12 protein-coding genes are annotated in these 18,021 nt (G+C 70.6%); 7 read left to right on the top strand and 5 right to left on the bottom strand.

Annotated features, from left to right (window positions below; all coding sequences use genetic code 11):
• The first annotated feature begins 155 nt into the window (after window positions 1-155).
• The 3 genes from AQJ67_RS12070 (at window position 156) to AQJ67_RS12060 (ending at window position 4,071) form a co-directional block, all read left to right on the top strand.
• Window positions 156-554 (top strand): (deoxy)nucleoside triphosphate pyrophosphohydrolase, encoded by a 399-nt coding sequence (locus AQJ67_RS12070; RefSeq protein WP_062718323.1) that lies wholly within the window; start codon window positions 156-158, stop codon window positions 552-554.
• A 66-nt stretch (window positions 555-620) separates the two neighbouring features.
• Window positions 621-1,085, top strand: coding sequence for an ATP-binding protein (locus AQJ67_RS12065; RefSeq protein ID WP_079055900.1), 465 nt, complete (start codon window positions 621-623; stop codon window positions 1,083-1,085).
• A 262-nt stretch (window positions 1,086-1,347) separates the two neighbouring features.
• A complete protein-coding gene (locus tag AQJ67_RS12060; protein ID WP_062718319.1) occupies window positions 1,348-4,071 on the top strand; it encodes a SpoIIE family protein phosphatase in 2,724 nt (907 codons plus the stop codon).
• A gap of 161 nt (window positions 4,072-4,232) precedes the next feature.
• On the opposite strand, the gene AQJ67_RS12055 is transcribed toward AQJ67_RS12060, so the two are convergent.
• Window positions 4,233-5,840 carry a hypothetical protein gene (locus tag AQJ67_RS12055; RefSeq protein WP_062718317.1) on the bottom strand — a complete coding sequence of 536 codons (1,608 nt, stop codon included), beginning with the start codon at window positions 5,838-5,840 and terminating at the stop codon, window positions 4,233-4,235.
• Between the two features lie 226 nt (window positions 5,841-6,066).
• Between AQJ67_RS12055 and AQJ67_RS12050 the strand changes: the two genes are divergently transcribed.
• On the top strand, window positions 6,067-7,092 hold the full coding sequence (locus AQJ67_RS12050; protein ID WP_062718315.1) for a phosphotransferase family protein: 1,026 nt from the start codon (window positions 6,067-6,069) through the stop codon (window positions 7,090-7,092).
• Here the strand turns inward: AQJ67_RS12050 and AQJ67_RS12045 are convergent.
• Genes AQJ67_RS12045 through AQJ67_RS12030 form a run of 4 tightly spaced genes read right to left on the bottom strand, consistent with a single transcriptional unit; the run spans window position 7,067 to window position 10,946 of the window.
• On the bottom strand, window positions 7,067-7,843 hold the full coding sequence (locus AQJ67_RS12045) for a succinate dehydrogenase/fumarate reductase iron-sulfur subunit (RefSeq protein WP_062718313.1): 777 nt from the start codon (window positions 7,841-7,843) through the stop codon (window positions 7,067-7,069). The two genes, AQJ67_RS12050 and AQJ67_RS12045, sit on opposite strands and share 26 nt — an antisense overlap.
• A complete protein-coding gene (locus AQJ67_RS12040) occupies window positions 7,840-9,783 on the bottom strand; it encodes a fumarate reductase/succinate dehydrogenase flavoprotein subunit (RefSeq protein WP_062718311.1) in 1,944 nt (647 codons plus the stop codon). Before AQJ67_RS12040 ends, AQJ67_RS12045 begins: the two co-directional genes overlap by 4 nt.
• A 20-nt stretch (window positions 9,784-9,803) precedes the next feature.
• Entirely contained in the window at window positions 9,804-10,625 is an 822-nt protein-coding gene (locus AQJ67_RS12035; protein WP_062718309.1) for a hypothetical protein, read from the bottom strand.
• 30 nt (window positions 10,626-10,655) lie between these two features.
• Window positions 10,656-10,946 carry a hypothetical protein gene (locus AQJ67_RS12030; RefSeq protein WP_062718301.1) on the bottom strand — a complete coding sequence of 97 codons (291 nt, stop codon included), beginning with the start codon at window positions 10,944-10,946 and terminating at the stop codon, window positions 10,656-10,658.
• Between the two features lie 365 nt (window positions 10,947-11,311).
• On the opposite strand from AQJ67_RS12030, the gene AQJ67_RS12025 reads away from it, so the two are divergent.
• From AQJ67_RS12025 to AQJ67_RS12015, 3 genes are all read left to right on the top strand, one after another.
• Complete coding sequence (locus tag AQJ67_RS12025; RefSeq protein WP_062718299.1) at window positions 11,312-13,645, top strand: ABC transporter family substrate-binding protein; 2,334 nt, start codon at window positions 11,312-11,314, stop codon at window positions 13,643-13,645.
• A gap of 437 nt (window positions 13,646-14,082) precedes the next feature.
• On the top strand, window positions 14,083-15,990 hold the full coding sequence (typA, locus tag AQJ67_RS12020; RefSeq protein WP_062718297.1) for a translational GTPase TypA: 1,908 nt from the start codon (window positions 14,083-14,085) through the stop codon (window positions 15,988-15,990).
• A 921-nt stretch (window positions 15,991-16,911) separates the two neighbouring features.
• Window positions 16,912-17,943: an ABC transporter permease gene (locus tag AQJ67_RS12015; protein ID WP_062718294.1), complete on the top strand. Its 1,032-nt coding sequence runs from the start codon at window positions 16,912-16,914 to the stop codon at window positions 17,941-17,943.
• Window positions 17,944-18,021 lie beyond the last annotated feature (78 nt).

The following is an 18,021-nucleotide window of genomic DNA, read 5'->3' as shown; positions in this document are numbered from 1 at the left end:
GCCACGACGGCGCCGCACCCTCCAGGGGCGCGGGGAACTGCGCGACGAGCCACGACGGTGCCGCACTTGCAGGGGCGCGGGGAACTGCGCGACCAGCCACGACGGCGCCGCAGTCGAGAGTCGGCTTTCCGAGCGGAGCGCCTAGGCTCAGGCGCATGACGGAACGGATCGTGGTCGGGGCCGCGTTGCTGGACGGAGGCCGCCTGCTCGCGGCGCGCCGTAGCGCCCCCGAGGAACTGGCCGGACGCTGGGAGTTGCCCGGAGGCAAGGTCGAGCCCGGCGAGGCGCCCGAGGTGGCGCTCGTGCGGGAGCTGCGAGAGGAACTCGGCGTGGACGCCGAGGTGATCGAGCGCCTGCCGGGGGAGTGGCCCCTGAAACCCCCTTACGTCCTCCAGGTGTGGACGACCCGTCTGCTCCCCGGCTCCGGAGACCCCGAGCCCCTCCAGGACCACGACGCCCTGCGCTGGCTCGGCGCCGGGGAGCTCTGGGACGTCGACTGGCTGGACCCGGACGTCCCGGCGGTCGAAGAGGTGGCGGGACGGCTTCGTTCCTGAGGAAGCTTCCCGGGTTCCTACCCGTTCGCATACCTCGCGCGCGGTACCGCCCCCCGAATATCGGGTATGGGGTCACTAACCCTGCGAAACCGGACATGGGCGAACCCGCTGGCCTGGGAAGTGATCGGCGTGATCGACACCGATGGCGACTGCGCCGAGTGGACCTTTCCCGCGGAGGCGGGAGCGGTGCGCGCGGCCCGTGCCGCCGTGCGCGGCAGGCTGCGCGACTGGGAGCTCGACAGCCTCGCCGACCTCACGGCGCTGCTGGTCAGCGAGCTGGTGACCAACTCCCTGCGGCACGCCACGGGCCCCATCGGGGTACGTCTGGTACGCCCCGCCGACCTCGACGGCGTCCTCCTGGTCGAGGTCTCCGACCCCCTCCCGGACCCGCCCCGTGAACGCGCCCCCCACCCCGAGGACGAGAGCGGCCGCGGACTCCAGCTCGTGGCGCACTCCTCGCGCCGCTGGGGCACCCGGCCGGGCCGGAACACGGGCAAGACGGTGTGGTTCGAACTCGCGGTCCCACGGTGACCACCACGGTGAGGGCGGTGTACGCCCACCCCGACCCTGTCGAGCGACTGGTTCAGGCCAGTGGCAGTTGTCGAACCGCGTGATTCGACTGCGTGTCCGCTGGTTAGAAGACTGGAAGTGTTTCCGGTGCCGGGACCGAAAACCATCGGGAACGTGCTGTGATCGTGAACACCGTGTTGTGCGGGGCCGTAGTGCTGGATACTGCGGGCAGCCGCCCCCGGTGACCGGTGCCGGACGCGGTGAGCTGGAGGGGACGGTTCGCGTGAGCGAGATACCAGCGAAGGCCACGGAGTCCGAGGACCCGTCGGACGGCGCGAGGGCGAGGGCCGCGGGGGAGCGGGCCCACGACCCACAGGCCTCCGACGACACACAGGCCTCCCACGGCACCTCCCGGGGCACACACGCCTCTCCCGAAACACAGGCACCCCCCGCTTCCCGGGCCCCCGGCTTCGCCTCCGACGAGCCCCGCCCCGGCGACCCCGTCTGGCAGAGCAGTCCGCCCGGCTCGATCTACGACTACATCAAGGTCGCGTCCTTCTCGATCGGCCCCGACGGCCTCGTCGACCAGTGGAGCCTGCGCGCCGAGCAGTTGTTCGGCATCCCCGCCCGGCGGGCCGTGGGCATGGACCCCATCGAGGCGTTCATCGACCCCGACCTGCGCGAGCAGGGGCAGCGCAAGATGGCCGAGATCCTGGACGGACGGGAGTGGACCGGAGTGGTCCCCTTCCGGACGCCGGACGACGTGGACGGACGGCGCGGCCAGGACGGTCTCGCCGAGGTGTACGTCATGCCGACGCGGACCGAGGACGGCGAGAAGGCCGCCGTCTGCATCGTCGTCGACGTCCGCACCCTCCGTCGGATGGAGACCGACCTCGCGGCCTCGCAGTCGATATTCGGTCAATCTCCGTTCGGTTTCCTGCTGATCGACACCGATTTGCGGGTGCGCCGCGTCAACCACCGGTTCGCCTCCCTCTTCGGCGGTTCCCCCGACGACCATCGCGGCCGGGGCGTCCACGACTATCTGCCGCGCTCCGAGGCCGACCGCGTCGCGGCGACCCTGCGCCGCGTCCTGGAGAGCGGCAACTCCATCACGGACATGCACGTCACGGGCTTTCTGCCCGGCTCCGACGAGCGCCGCCACTGGTCCGTCAACCTCTACCGGGTGCACAGCGGCAGCGGCCGCCCCATCGGCATCGCCTGGCTCGGAATCGACATCACCGCGCGCCGCGCCGCCGCCCGCGAGGCCGCCGCGGCCCGGCGCAATCTCGCCCTGCTGAACGAGGCCGGCGCCCGTATAGGCAACTCCCTCGACCTGGAGACCACGGCCCGTGAACTCCTCGACGTCGTCGTCCCCGGCTTCTGCGACCTGGCCACGGTCGACCTCTACCAGGGGCTGCTGGCCGGCGACGAGACCCCGCCCGGCCTCGCCGACGGCAGCGCGGAACTGCGCCGCGTCGCCTTCTCCAGTGCCGTCTCCGACGCGCCCTTCGTCGGCGGCGGCGTGCCCGTCGCGGTCGGCGCCGTCCACCACTACCCGTTCAACTCGCCCTGCGCGGACGCCCTGCGCACCACCCGGCCGCAGTTCGTGCCCGGCGAGGAGGGCGGCCTGGTGCAGTCCACGCTCGCGGTGCCGATGGTCGCCCACGACACGGTCGTAGGACTGGCGCAGTTCGCCCGGACGAAGGGCAGCGAGCCGTTCGGCGACCGGGACCGTGATCTCGCGGTGGAGCTGGCGGCGCGGGCGGCGGTCTGTATCGACAACGCCCGCCTCTACCGGCGCGAGCACGAACGGGCGCTGATACTGCAACGGTCCCTGCTGCCCCCCGGGGACCCGGTCGCGTCCGGCCTCGACATCGCCTGCCGCTACCTGCCCGGCAACTCCTCCGCCGACCGGCCCAGCGAGGTGGGCGGCGACTGGTTCGACGTGATCGAACTCCCGGGCCACCGTACGGCGTTGGTTGTCGGGGACGTGATGGGGCGGGGCCTACGGGCAGCCGTCGCGATGGGCGAACTCCGTTCGGCAGTACGAACACTGGCGTTGCTGGACCTCGAACCGGCCGAGGTCCTCTCGGCGCTGGACGAGATCGCGCGCGGCCTCGGTGCCCCCGGCGGCGTCCAGCAGGCCACCCGCGCGGCCCGCCGGCCCCGGGAGGCGGACCTGTCGGAGGTGTACCTCGCCACCTGCGTCTACGCGGTCTACGACTCCGTCACGCGCCGCTGCACCTTCGCCAACGCCGGCCATCTGCCGCCGGTCCTCGTCGAACCCGGCGAGGCGGCGCTGATGCTCGACGTGCCGCCCGGGATGCCGCTGGGCGTGGGTGGCGAGCCGTTCGAGGAGGTGGAGGTCGAGCTGCCGGAGGGCGCGCTGCTGGCGCTCTACACGGACGGCCTCGTCGAGTCCCGCGACCACCCCCTGGACGAGGGCCTCCAGGCCTTCGTGGGCGCCCTGACCGACCCCACGCGTCCCCTGGAGGACGTCTGCGACCACGTCCTCAACACCCTCGACAGCCATCACGGCGAGGACGACATCGCGTTGCTGATGGCACGTGTCCAGGGGCTGCCCGCCGAGTCGGTCGGCGACTGGACGCTGCCGCGCGAGCCGCGCAGTGTGGGGCGGGCCCGGGAGTACGCCCGCGGGCAGCTGCTGTCCTGGGATCTGGAGCCGCTGGTCGACACCACGGAGCTGTTGGTCAGTGAGCTGGTCACCAACGCGCTGCGATACGGCGAGGGCGAGATCCGGCTGCGGTTGCTGCTGGACCGCACGCTGGTGTGCGAGGTCTGGGACTCGGGGCTGGTCCAGCCGCGGCGGCGTCGTGCCCGGGACACCGACGAGGGTGGCCGGGGGTTGCAGCTGGTCGGGCTGCTCAGTGCGGCGTGGGGCTCCCGTCGTACGCCGCGGGGCAAGACGGTGTGGTTCGAACTGCCGCTGCCGGACGGTGAGAACGGGTTGGCGGACCCGGCGGAGGCGCTGCTGAGCCTCTTCTGACGGGCGGCTCCGCCAGAAGGGCCGCAGCCTCGGCTTCGCCTTCGGCCGGATCGTTACCCACCCGCACCGCCCGTGCGGCAATCGTCGTCGGGTGCGGGCGGCCCCGGTGGGGCCATCTCACCGTCGCCGCCCGCGGGTTCGCGTGGCGGAGCGCGCGGGGCTCACGGACGTGCCGTGTCCCCTGTACGCCGGGCCCGGGTGCGCGGGCCGCCATAGCTTGCCGGTGGGCCGGTGTTCGGCTGGATGCCGCCCAGGAGGGCTCCGGTGAGGCCTTGGACGGTCTCGGTGGGGGTGGTGGGGTGGCCGTGGCGGCGGATGTCCTGTTCGGCCAGGTCCTGGGCCTGCCAGGCGAGGGTGTCGGCGGACAGGAGGTCGGCGAGGGGTGCCGGGGGAGCCAGCAGGCGGTGGGCCTCGGCCAGGTGGGTGCGGGGCTCGCTGCCGACCGCCGCCCGATGGGTCGCGACGACGTCGTCCGCGCCGGCCACCGCGGCACGGGCGCAGAGCAGCGCGGCGGCCGGGATCACCCCGGCCCGCCCCGTGGCGACGGGCGAGACGGCCCGGACGATCCGGCGCAGCAGGTCCAGGGGGTCGTACGGCCGCCCCGAGGTCAGCTCTTCGCGTACGCCGGACAGGGCGAGGTCGGCGTGGGTGACGCGGGCGCGTAGCTCGCCGGGCGGTATGGGCAGGTACGGGTCAACGGCACCGGGCGGCGACCTCCGTGCGCCGGCGATCTCCGCCTCGCCGCCGGTCAGCGCGGCCGGCACCATCGTCGAGGCGGTGGCGAGGTCCCCGGCGAGGCGTTCCACGCCGTCGACGAAGACGGCCGCCTGGCTGATCGCGCCCTCGGCGGCACGCAACCGGCCCGCCGCCCGTTCGTGGTCGCCCGAGTCGGCGGACTGGCGGGCCTGGTTGAGGCGGGTGGTGGCGAAGACGAGCCGGTCCTTGGCCTGTTCGACATGGCCCGCGACGGCGGTGGTGGCCGAGGGAGCGTACCGCTCGCCGAGCTCCCGGAGCGCCGCGCCGGCAGCTCCGGTACGTCCCGTCAGTTCCCGGAACCGGCCCTCCGCGACTACCAGGGCCTGCCCCAGCCCTCCGCCCAGGCCCTCCTCCAGCCCCCGTACCTGATCGAACGCGGCGGCCCGCGCGTCCAGCAGCCGACCCGCCTCCTCGCACCGCCCGACGATCCCGGCGAGCGCGTGCCGCCGCGCGGCGCCTTCCTCCGGCACCCCGCCCTCGTACTGCCACCGCATCCGAAAGGCGACCGCCAACTCGGCCCGGGCGTCCCGCAGCGCCCGGACGAAGGGCTCGACCAGCTCGGCGCCCCCTGCCTTCTCCGCGACGAACCCGAGCTCCTCCGCACTGACCCGCACCCAGTCGTCCGCCTCGACCAGCAGCGCCCGAGCCCGCTCGTCGAGGTCCCCGGCTGGCGGCACGGCCGTCTCAACGGGCGCCCCACCGGGTGTCGTACGCCCCCGCGCCCGCCGCCTGCGCCGCACGAACCCGTACCCCCCGACCACCACCGCCGCGACGACCGCCAGCACCGGCAGCACCAGATCGACGTCCGAGGTCCCCTCGGCCTCCCCCTGGGCCGCCGCACCGGCCACAGGCCGATCGGACCCACCCGCGACCGCACCCCCGTTCAGAACCGTCACCACGGGCAGCACCAGCCACGCCACCCCGACCAGCCCGCCCACCAGCGCGTGCACCACCCGCGCCCGTATGTGCGAGCTGCCCCGCCGCGGCCGGCCCCGTATCAAGGATGACGTCACATTTCGGAGCGTATGAGGAGGAATGCCGGGGCGCGACCGGGATGGGTCCGGGGTGGGGCCGGGATGCGTGAAGGGTGGGCGCGGGATGCGTCAGGGGCGGGTGCGGACGGCCGCGTGCGCTGGGAAAACCGGCTGTGGCCCGACCGGCGGCGGTGCCAGGATCGGAGGCTCGCGTGCCGCCGACAGCGCGGTGCCCGTACCGTCGACCAGCGAGGAGCCCACCCCCGTGACCGCCACCCGCAAGCACCTCACGCGCGCCGACCTGGCCCCTCTCGCCCGGGCCGCCACCGGCCCGCGCCGCACCCTGGCCGGCGTCACCCGGTTGCGCGGTGGCTCCAAGAAGGGCGTCTACCGGCTGACCTTCGACGACGACACGACCGCCGTCGCCTACGTCTGGTCGCCGGAGGAGGACTACTGGGACGCCCAGCCCGACCACGCGGTCGATCCCGTCGACCCTTTCCACGCAAGCGACGGCCTCGACCAGCTCACCGCGGCGCACGACCGGCTGACCGCGGCCGGTGTCCGCACGCCCCGCCTCATCTACGCCGACGCCACCCACACCCACCTTCCGACGGACGCGGCGATCGTCGAGGACCTGCGGGGAGGGAGCCTGGAGGAGGCGATGGAGCGGGACCCGGTCGCGGGCCGCGTGGCCCTGGAACGGCTGGCGGAACAGCTCAGCACCCTGCATGCGCACGAGGGCCCGGCCTTCGGCAAGGTCGCCCTCGTCGACAACGGAGTTGTCCCGTCCGCCCTTTCCTGCGAGCAGCGCATCACCGAGGGCGCCCTGCGGGACATCGCCGGGACCGCCGTACGGGACGCACGGATCGCGGCCGCGCGCGAGGACCTGGAGACGGCCGTGCGCGAACTGTCCGCCGCGGTCCGCCCCCGCGGCCGCCACACCCTCGTCCACGGCGAGCTCGGCCCGGACCACGTCCTGCTGGACGCCGACGGCATGCCCGCCCTGATCGACGTCGAGGGCCTGCTGTACTGCGACGTGGAGTGGGAGCACGTGTTCCTGGAGCTGCGCTTCCACGAGGCCTACGACGTCCTGCGCGCCCCCGGCCTGGACGAGGACCGCCTGCGTCTCTACCGCCTCGCCATGCGGCTGTCCCTGGTGGCCGGACCGCTTCGGCTGCTGGACGGCGACTTTCCCGACCCGCAGGCCATGCGGGGCATCGCGGAGCACAACCTGCGCGAGGCACTGGAGCTGGTCGGCCGCGGACTCAGCCCGACGAGGTCCGGCGCATGATCTTGTTGCCGAGCCACACCAGCGGGTCGTACTTGCGGTCGACCGCCCGTTCCTTCAGCGGGATCAGCGCGTTGTCCGTGATCTTGATGCCCTCGGGGCAGACCTCCGTGCAGCACTTGGTGATGTTGCAGTAGCCGAGGCCGTGTTCCTCCTGGGCCGTGGCCTTGCGGTCCAGGCCGGTCTCCGCGGCCGCGTCCAGGGGGTGCATGTCCAGTTCCGCGACGCGCATCAGGAAGCGGGGGCCGGCGAACGCCGGTTTGTTCTCCTCGTGGTCGCGGACGACGTGGCAGGTGTCCTGGCACAGGAAGCACTCGATGCACTTGCGGAACTCCTGCGAGCGGTCCACGTCCTCCTGCATCATGCGGTACTCGCCGGGGCCGAGGTCGGCGGGTGGGACGAAGGCGGGGACCTCGCGGGCCTTCGTGTAGTTGAAGCCGACGTCCGTGACGAGGTCGCGGACCACCGGGAACGCCCGCAGCGGCGTCACCGTGATCGTCTCCTCCCGGGTGAAGACCGACATGCGTGTCATGCACATCAGCCTGGGGCGGCCGTTGATCTCCGCCGAGCACGAACCGCACTTGCCCGCCTTGCAGTTCCAGCGGACGGCCAGGTCGGGGGCCTGGGTGGCCTGGAGGCGGTGGATGATGTCGAGGACGACCTCGCCGTCGTTCACCTCGACCTCGAAGTCCTCCAGGCCGCCGCCCTGAACATCGCCCCGCCACACCTTGAAACGGGCCTCGTAGCTGCTCACTGGTAGAGCTCCTCTTCGGGGAGGTACTTGACCAGCTCTTCCTTGTCGAAGAGAGCCAGCAGGTCCTGGCGGACGGGGTCGGTGGTCTCGCGCAGCAGGGTGATCTGGCCGCGTTCGGGGTCCGTGGCCGCCAGGCCGCCCGTCGGGTCGGCCAGTTGGCACAGCAGGTTGATGTTGCGCCACTTGCGGTCCATCGTCGGATGGTCCTCGCGGGTGTGCCCGCCGCGCGACTCGGTGCGCTCCAGCGCCGCCCGCGCCACGCACTCGCTGACCAGCAGCATGTTGCGCAGGTCGAGCGCGAGGTGCCAGCCGGGGTTGAACTGGCGGTGCCCCTCGACGCCGGCCCGGCGGGCCCGTACGCGCAGATCGGCCAGCTTCTCCAGCGCCTGCTCCATCTCACCCTCGCGGCGGATGATGCCGACGAGGTCGTTCATCGTCTGCTGGAGCTCCTGGTGGAGGGTGTACGGGTTCTCCGGTGGACGTCCGTCGTCCGCGCCCCCGGCCGGACCCTCCGCCGAGAAGGGCCGCAGCGCCTCCGCCGCCGCCGTGTCGACCTGCATGTCGCTGACCTCGGGGCGTTCGAAGGCCTGCGCGGCCGCGTACTCGGCGGCGTGCCAGCCCGCGCGGCGGCCGAAGACCAGCAGGTCGGACAGAGAGTTGCCGCCGAGCCGGTTCGAGCCGTGCATGCCGCCCGCGACCTCGCCGGCCGCGTACAGGCCGGGCACCCCGCGCGCCGCCGCCGTGTCCGACGCGACCGCGATGCCGCCCATGACGTAGTGACAGGTCGGCCCGACCTCCATCGCCTCCGCCGTGATGTCCACGTCCGCCAGCTCCTTGAACTGGTGGTACATGGAGGGCAGTCGGCGGCGGATCACCTCGGCCGGCATACGCGTCGACACGTCGAGGAAGACCCCGCCGTGCGGGGAGCCGCGGCCCGCCTTCACCTCGGCGTTGATGGCCCGCGCCACCTCGTCCCGCGGGAGCAGCTCGGGCGGACGCCGGTTGTTGTCCGGGTCCTCGTACCAGCGGTCGCCCTCCTCCTCCGACTGGGCGTACTTCTCCTTGAAGACGTCGGGGATGTAGTCGAACATGAACCGCTTGCCCTCGGAGTTGCGCAGCACCCCGCCGTCGCCGCGCACCGACTCCGTGACCAGGATCCCCTTCACCGACGGCGGCCAGACCATGCCCGTCGGATGGAACTGCACGAACTCCATGTTGAGCAGGGGAGCCCCGGCGAGCAGGGCCAGCGCGTGGCCGTCGCCCGTGTACTCCCAGGAGTTCGACGTCACCTTGAAGGACTTGCCGATGCCGCCCGTGGCGATCACCACGGCTGGGGCGTCCAGGACGAAGAAGCGGCCGGTCTCGCGCTCGTAGGCGAAGATCCCGGAGACCCTGCTTCCGTCCTTCAGGATCCGGGTGACGGTGCACTCCTGGTAGATCTTCAGCCGGGACTCGTAGTCCCCGGTCTCCTTCTTGTCCTCCTGCTGCAGGGAAACGATTTTCTGTTGCAGTGTGCGGATCAGCTCCAGTCCGGTGCGGTCGCCGACGTGCGCGAGACGCGGGTACTCGTGGCCGCCGAAGTTGCGCTGGGAGATACGGCCGTCCTTCGTGCGGTCGAAGAGCGCCCCCCAGGTCTCCAGCTCCCACACCCGGTCCGGCGCCTCCCGCGCGTGCAGCTCGGCCATCCGCCACTGGTTGAGGAACTTGCCGCCGCGCATGGTGTCGCGGAAATGGACCTGCCAGTTGTCGTGCTCGTTGGCGTTGGCCATGGCCGCCGCGATGCCGCCCTCGGCCATCACGGTGTGCGCCTTGCCGAACAGCGACTTGCAGATCACGGCCGTACGGGCGCCTCGCTCGCGTGCCTCGATCGCGGCACGCAGGCCCGCGCCCCCGGCGCCGACCACGACGACGTCCCACTCCTGCCGTTCGACCACGGTCATCTGTTCAGTCCCCACCCAATCTAGAAGAAGCGCGGATCGTCGAAGACCCCGGACGCGACGAGATAGACGTAGAAGTCGGCGAGCGCCACGCTCAGCAGCGACGCCCAGGCGAGCTGCATGTGGCGGGCGTTGAGCTTCCCGATCCACTGCCACATGCGGTAGCGCACGGGGTGTTTGGAGAAGTGCTTGAGCTTGCCGCCCACGATGTGCCGGCAGGAGTGACAGGAGAGGGTGTACGCCCAGATCAGCACGATGTTGAGGAGGAATACGAGGGTGCCGAGGCCCATGTGGCCCCACTCGTAGTTCTCGTCGCGGAAGGCGAGCACCGTGTCGTACGTCAGGATCCCGGCGACCAGGAGCGCGGCGTAGAAGAAGTACCGGTGGATGTTCTGCAGGATCAGCGGGAAGCGGGTCTCACCGGAGTACTTCTTGTGCGGCTCCGCCACCGCGCAGGCCGGGGGCGACATCCAGAAGCCCCGGTAGTAGGCCTTGCGGTAGTAGTAGCAGGTCAGACGGAAGCCGAGCGGGAAGATCAGGATGATGATCGCGGGGGAGATGCCCCACCAGCTCCCGAAGAGCTCCCAGTTCGGCCCGGCGCGCATCGGCTCGCAGTTCTCCGCCAGACAGGGCGAGTAGAACGGGGAGACGTACGGCGCCGCGTAGTAGTCCGCGTTGGCGAAGGCCCGCCACGTGGAGTACACGATGAACGCGAGCAGACCGGCCGCGGTGACGGCGGGGGCCAGCCACCAGCGGTCGGTCCGCAGGTGCGGGGCGGAGATCGCGGCGCGCGTACCGGTGCGTACGCCGCCGCTGTTCAGATGGGGTTCCGTACCAGTGGCCAATGCATGACTCCGGTCGGGTCAGGTGGGGGATCAGGGGGCGCGGCGGTCCCTTGCGCCGAGACCCTCGTCATCCGTGTCGATCCACAGAGAGTCGTCGTACGGCGTGTCGGGGATGGTGACGAGCTCCGGTTTGCGCTGGGTGGCGGGGGACGCGGCAGCGTCCCTCAGCAGCGCGACGCTCTCGCGCAGATGGTTGGCGTCGGTGCGGACGCGGCGCATCTCGATTCCGCCGGTGCCCAGCTGCTTCTCCAGCCGGCCCACGGACCGGGCCAGGTCGTCGAGGCAGCGCTGGACAGCTGTCAGGTCGTCTTGCACGGACATGACGTGACCTCACTTCCGTGGGCCCTACGGCCCTGGGTGGCAACGTTCATGCGCCTGCGAGTGTTGCGCGTCACACCTGTCGCTGTGAAGGGATGTGCAGCGATTGGCGGATTGCACGCCTCCATTGCACGCCCGCAAGCGCTCTGTGCACGCCGGGGGGCCGAAAGGTGGCGAGGAGTGCGAGGTGCGGAGCGCGTTGCTCCGCACGGGTGGCCTTGTACGCCCCTGCCGCCGTGTCGTCTCCGCCTGGCGAACCCTTTCCTCTTCAGTGGGGTGCCTTAGATCTGATCAGCTCCAAAATACCGCCAAATGTGATCAGAACGCACTTATTGTCACCGGCGGGCCGCTCCCCGGAGGTACCTGAGATGTCCCACGTCGGCATCGGACCCAGCGTCGGACCCAGCGTCGGACCCAGGCCTGGCCGCAGCGCGGTCCTGCGCTCGGCCACTTTCCTCGTCGCGGGCGCGCTCGCGCTGCCGGCACTCGCCGGGTGCAGCGACCCGGATCCGGCCGGAAAGCCGCTGGCCGGGCAGGACATCGCCACGGCCGCCCGGGCCCAGCTCCTCGACGGCGGCACGCTGCGGTGGGCCGTGGACGCCGTACCGGAGACGCTGAACACCTTCCAGTCGGACGCCGACGCGGCCACGACCCGGATCGCGCAGGCCACGCTGCCCTCGATGTTCCGGCTCGACGGGAACGGGCGCCCGCAGCGCAACCCGGAGTACCTGGAGTCCGCGAAGATCGTCAAGACCGAGCCCAAGCAGGTCGTGCTGTACAAGCTCAACCAGCAGGCCGTCTGGAGCGACGGCCGGGAGATCGGCGCCGCCGACTTCGCCGCCCAGTGGCGGGCCCTGTCCGGCAAGGACAGCGCCTACTGGACCGCCCGCAACGCCGGCTACGACCGCATCGAGAAGATCGAGCGCGGCGACAACGACCTGGAGGTGCGGGTCACCTTCGGGCGCCCGTACGCGGACTGGCGCTCCCTTTTCTCGCCGCTGTACCCGAAGGAGGTCATGGGCACGCCGGACTCGTTCAACGACGGGGCGCGGCGCGGGCTCAAGGTCACCGCCGGGCCGTTCATCGTGCAGAAGATCGACCGCAAGGGCGGCGACGTCACCCTCACCCGCAACCCCCGCTGGTGGGGGGAACCGGCCAAGCTGCACGAGATCGTGCTGCGCGCCGTCCCGCGCGACCAGCGGGCCGCGGCCCTGGCCGCCGGCGATCTCGACATCGCCGAGATCGACTCCGCCGCGGCCCGGCGCATCGCGCTCGCCGCGCCGCCGCGAGCGGCGTCCGCCAGCCCCTCCGGCACACCGCTGATGGGCCCCGACCGGCGCACCCTCACCGCGAAGCAGCGGCAGGACCGGGCGAAGTTCCGGGGCTTCGAGGTACGGAAGTCCCTGGAGCCGGCGTACACCCAACTGGCCCTCAACGGCGGCGACAGCGTGCTCGCCGACGAGCGGATCCGGCGGGCCGTCGCCCGCGCCATCGACCGGGAGGAACTCGCGAAGCTGGTCCTCTCCCCGCTGGGCCTGCCCGCCAAGCCGGTCGGCAGCCATCTCGCCCTGTCCGGGCAGGCCGCCTACGCCGACAACAGCGGCGCGATCGGCGACCAGGACACGGCGGAGGCGCAGGCGCTGCTCGCGGACGCGGGGTGGGTGCCGGGCGGGCCGGTCAAGGAGAAGAAGAAGGGGGAGGAGGCGGCGGGGAGTGAGGGGGAGAAGGCCGGGAAGGCCGGGAAGGCCGGGAAGGCCGAGAAGGCCGAGAAGGCCGACAAGGACGACAAGGACGACAGGGCTGACAAGGACGAGAGGGGCGACAAGGGCGACATGGACGAGAGGGCTGACAAGGCGGAGAAGGGCTCTGAGTCCCGGTCCCAGTCCCAGTCCGAGTCCAAGTCCCACTCCAAGTCCGAGTCCGGGTCCGACGACGACGGGACGTACATCGTCGGGGAGGACAACAAGGCGCACCGGCACGAGGGCCACAAGGGGGAGGACGCCGATCACGACGAGGCGCGGAACCTCGCTCAGGACGGCAAGCAGTACGGCACCAAGCAGGTGCAGCAGGGCGGGGCGCCCGGGGCGTACGCGCCGCAGGGCACTCCCGCGCCGGCGGGTGCGGCGGCTCGGCCGTTGGCCAAGGACGGCAAGGCGTTGACGTTGCGGTTCGTGGTGCCGGAGGGGGCGGGGTCGCAGACGCTGCGGACGGTGGCGGACCGGATCGGGGTGATGCTGGAGCGGGTGGGGATCCGTACCGAGATCATGAAGGTGGCGGACGAGAGTTACTTCAAGGATCACATCGCGTCCGGTCAGTACGATCTCGCGCTGTACTCCTGGCCCGCCTCCGCGTACCCCGCCACCGACGCCCGGCCGATCTACGCCAAGCCTGTCCCGGCCGCCGACGGGTCGTTGAACGTCGAGCAGAACTACACCCGTGTCGGTACCGATCAGGTGGACCAGCTGTTCGACCAGGCGGTCGCCACGTTGGACGAGTCCGAGTCGCGGGCGCTGATCCGGAAGGCCGACTCCCGGATCTGGGCGGCGGCGGGTTCGCTTCCGCTCTTCCAGCGTCCTCAGCTGATGGCCACGAGGTCGAACGTCGCCAACGCCGGGGCCTTCGGGTTCGGCACGCCGGTGTACGAGGACATGGGCTTCCTGAAGAAGAGCCCGAAGCCCGCCGCGACCGCATCGACCAACTGACCTTTCTTCGCCCCCGCCGCCCCTACCCGTCCCATCCCTGGGGGCTGCCGCCCCCAGACCCCCGCTGTCGGCCCTTCGGGCCTCGTCCTCAAACGCCGGACGGGCTAAAAGACCTCGCCCCCTGCGGGTGGGTGGGGGCTAGGGACGGCAAAGACTCGTCCTCAAACGCCGGACGGGCTGAAAGATCCAGCCCCGGCAAATTCAGCCCCTCCGGCGTTTGAGGAGCGGGGTCTGGGGCGGAGCCCCAGAAGGATGGGACGGGTAGGGGCGGCGGGGGCGTTCAAAGGGGGGTTCACCTGCGGAGACATAGGCCGGCGAGCCCCAGTGGGAACGGCCACGTACCATGGGGTAAGGCCGTGGCGTGTCAAGCCCGGCAGGGCCCGCGTAACACAGATGTACGCGAGAGCCGTCCTCACACTCCGGGAGTACGCCGCAATATGGCCACGCGCCACGACATCCGCAACGTCGCCATCGTCGCCCACGTCGACCACGGCAAGACCACCATCGTCGACGGAATGCTGAAGCAGGCCGGTGCCTTCGCCGCCCACCAGCTCGAAGGCGTCGACGACCGCATGATGGACTCGAACGACCTGGAGCGTGAGAAGGGCATCACGATCCTCGCCAAGAACACGGCGGTGAAGTACCACCCCAAGGACGGGGGGGACGTCATCACCATCAACATCATCGACACCCCCGGCCACGCCGACTTCGGTGGTGAGGTGGAGCGCGGTCTGTCCATGGTCGACGGCGTCGTGCTGCTCGTCGACGCCTCCGAGGGCCCGCTGCCCCAGACCCGCTTCGTGCTGCGCAAGGCGCTGCAGCAGCGCCTGCCCGTCATCCTGTGCATCAACAAGACGGACCGGCCCGACTCCCGGATCGACGAGGTCGTCAACGAGACGTACGACCTCTTCCTCGACCTGGACGCCGACGAGGAGCAGATCGAGTTCCCGATCGTCTACGCCTGCGGCCGTGACGGCATCGCCTCGCTGACCAAGCCGGAGAACGGCACGGTCCCGGCGGACTCCACCAGCCTGGAGCCGTTCTTCTCCACGATCCTCCAGCACATCCCGGCCCCGACCTACGACGAGGAGGCCCCGCTCCAGGCGCACGTCACCAACCTGGACGCGGACAACTTCCTCGGCCGTATCGCGCTGCTCCGTGTCGAGCAGGGCGAGCTGCGCAAGGGCCAGACCGTCGCCTGGATCAAGCGTGACGGCTCCATCAGCAACGTGCGCATCACCGAGCTGATGATGACCGAGGCGCTCACCCGCAAGCCCGCCGAGAAGGCCGGCCCGGGTGACATCTGCGCCGTCGCCGGTATCCCGGACATCATGATCGGCGAGACGCTGGCCGACACCGAGAACCCGATCCCGCTGCCGCTGATCACGGTCGACGAGCCCGCGATCTCCATGACCATCGGCACCAACACCTCGCCGCTGGTCGGCCGTGGCGGCACCGGCAAGGGCGCCGACAACAAGGCGGCCGTCAAGGACCGCAAGGTCACCGCCCGCCAGGTCAAGGACCGCCTCGACCGCGAGCTGATCGGTAACGTTTCGCTGCGCGTCATCGACACCGAGCGCCCCGACGCCTGGGAGGTCCAGGGCCGTGGTGAGCTCGCGCTCGCCATCCTGGTCGAGCAGATGCGCCGCGAGGGCTTCGAGCTGACCATCGGCAAGCCGCAGGTCGTCACCAAGGACGTCGACGGCAAGACGTACGAGCCCGTCGAGCGCATGACGATCGACGTGCCCGAGGAGCACATGGGCGCGGTCACGCAGCTCATGGGTGTCCGCAAGGGCCGTATGGACAACATGTCGAACCACGGCTCCGGCTGGGTCCGCATGGAGTTCGTGGTGCCGTCCCGCGGTCTCATCGGGTTCCGGACCGAGTTCCTGACCCAGACCCGCGGCACCGGCATCGGCCACTCCATCCACGAGGGCTTCGAGCCCTGGTTCGGCAACCTCCAGACCCGTAACAACGGCTCGCTGGTCGCCGACCGCTCCGGTGCCGTCACCGCGTTCGCGATGACGAACCTTCAGGAGCGCGGTGTGCTCTTCACGGACCCCGGCACCGAGGTGTACGAGGGCATGATCGTCGGTGAGAACTCCCGCTCCGACGACATGGACGTGAACATCACCAAGGAGAAGAAGCTCACGAACATGCGGTCCTCCTCGGCCGACTCGTTCGAGGCGATCGTCCCGCCGCGCAAGCTGTCGCTGGAGCAGTCCCTGGAGTTCTGCCGCGACGACGAGTGCGTGGAGGTCACCCCGGAGGCCGTGCGCATCCGGAAGGTGAACCTGGACGCCCGCGAGCGCGCCCGCGCCGCGAGCCGCGCCAAGCACGGCTGAGGACGCGCCGAGCACGGCTGATCCACGCTCAGGACGGCACCGGGCACCCCGCCAGCGGGTGCCCGGTGCCGTTTTGCGTGGGATGTGAGAGGGGGCGCGGCGGACCGCGGCGGCGCGCGAAGGGGCGTAGGGAAAACCCTTGAATCTGTTGCGAGAGGCCGTTGAGCGGGTCGAATCCTATTAACCTGCCCGGAAGCAACGCGCCTGACGGTCCCTCGACGCTTTACGTCAAGCGTGTTGAGCACGACACGGCCCGGCAGGGCACCCTGCACCGAGAGTGCGCGACTGGCAACCGTTTTTCCGGCGTAGAACGTCCGGTAAACGGACACCTCCCCCCGGTAGATGTGTAACAAGTCCGTTTCGCAGCGATCTCTCACCAAACCCTTTGTCCGGGTTTTGGAAGACCTAGCCCCTATCTGTGATCGAACCGAGACCTCGAGAGTGTGGTTCGTCCCCTGGCCGATAGCAGATAGTTAGGCGCGTAGAGCTCGGAAGAACGGGTCACGCGCTGACGGGGCGCCGACTCGCGAGCGTGGGGGCACCTGGCGAACCTGGGCACCGGAGACGGGCCCGGACGTGTCGCGCGCTGCCCCTTTGCAGTGAACCAGCGGATTCATGAGGAGGAACCCATGCGAGGTGCCACAAGCGCCATATGGGTCACGTCGTCCCGGATGGCAGATGTAGGCCCCGCGGGTGCGTGGAGTCCCGTCGCGGCGGTTGTGGCCGCGGCCAGGCGACGCGAACTGCCCTGACGGTACGTTCCGTCGGCGGTCGGTTCCGATCGCCAGCCAGGGTTCCTCAGGGGGTTCACCCCCAACCGTTGTTGTTCTCCTCGCGCGCTGCGAAAGATGTACGCCGTGCGAAGGCCGTCGGGCACTGTGCAGTGCAGACGACCTCCAACATCTGTGAAACGGACGAATCATGACGAGTCCAATCGAGCTCGAGGGTGCTGAAACCCCTTCCCTCGTGGACAAGGAGAGCGCGCCCCAGAGCGACGCCAAGGAGTCGAAGAAGCTTGAGGGACGCAGCCCCGGGCAGTTGATGTGGGGCCGCTTCAAGCGCGACCGAACCGGTGTGGTCTCCGCCGTCGTCGTCCTGTTCTTCTTCACGATCGCGGCAGCGGCGCCGCTGATCTCCAAGGTGTACGGCAAGGACCCGTACACCCTCTACGGGCAGGATCGGCCGGAACTCCTGGACATGTTCACCATGCCGGCGGGGCCCGCCGGTGGCATGAACGGGGAGTTCTGGTTCGGCATCGAGCCGGTCCTCGGCCGCGACGTCTTCACGCAGTTGCTCTACGGCATGCGGACGTCGATGTTCACGGCGCTGGCCGCGACGGTGCTGATGACCGTGGTGGGTGTGCTGATCGGCCTCGCCGGCGGCTACTTCGGCGGCAAGACCGACTACTGGCTCGGCCGCATCACCGACTTCTTCATGGCCCTGCCCAACCAGCTCTTCTTCGTCGCCGCGATGCCCGTCATCACCACGGTCTTCGTCGCACCGGACGAGGAGACGCCCACCTACGTGCGCACCTGCGCGATCATCATCGTCCTGTCCTTCCTGGGCTGGATGAGCATGGCGCGGCTCATCCGGGCCGCCACCCTGTCGCTGCGCGACCGGGAGTTCATCGAGGCGGCACGGATCTCCGGGGCCTCGCCCTGGCGGATCATCCGCAAGGAGCTGCTGCCCAACATCGTCACCCCGGTGCTGGTGCAGGCCACGCTCACGCTGCCGAGCACCATCCTGAGCATCGCCTTCCTCTCCTTCGTGGGAGTGGGCTACGTCGAACCCACCCCGGACTGGGGGCGGATGTTCGCCATCGGCGCCGACATCGTCGAGCAGGACCCGTACTACATGCTCTTCCCCGGCGTGGCCATGGTGGTCTTCGTCGTGGCCTTCAACCTCCTCGGTGACTCGGTCCGGGACGCCTTCGATCCCAAGACCGGTCGCTGAGAGCCCCCCACGCACGGGCAGGCCACACGCTCTTGCCCACGTCGGCCTCGGTCCCCACGGCCCGGCTCCGGCCAGCTA

This window comes from Streptomyces caeruleatus, from assembly GCF_001514235.1.
Classification (GTDB): Bacteria; Actinomycetota; Actinomycetes; order Streptomycetales; family Streptomycetaceae; genus Streptomyces; species Streptomyces caeruleatus.
This window is presented reverse-complemented; position numbering and strand designations above follow the sequence as displayed.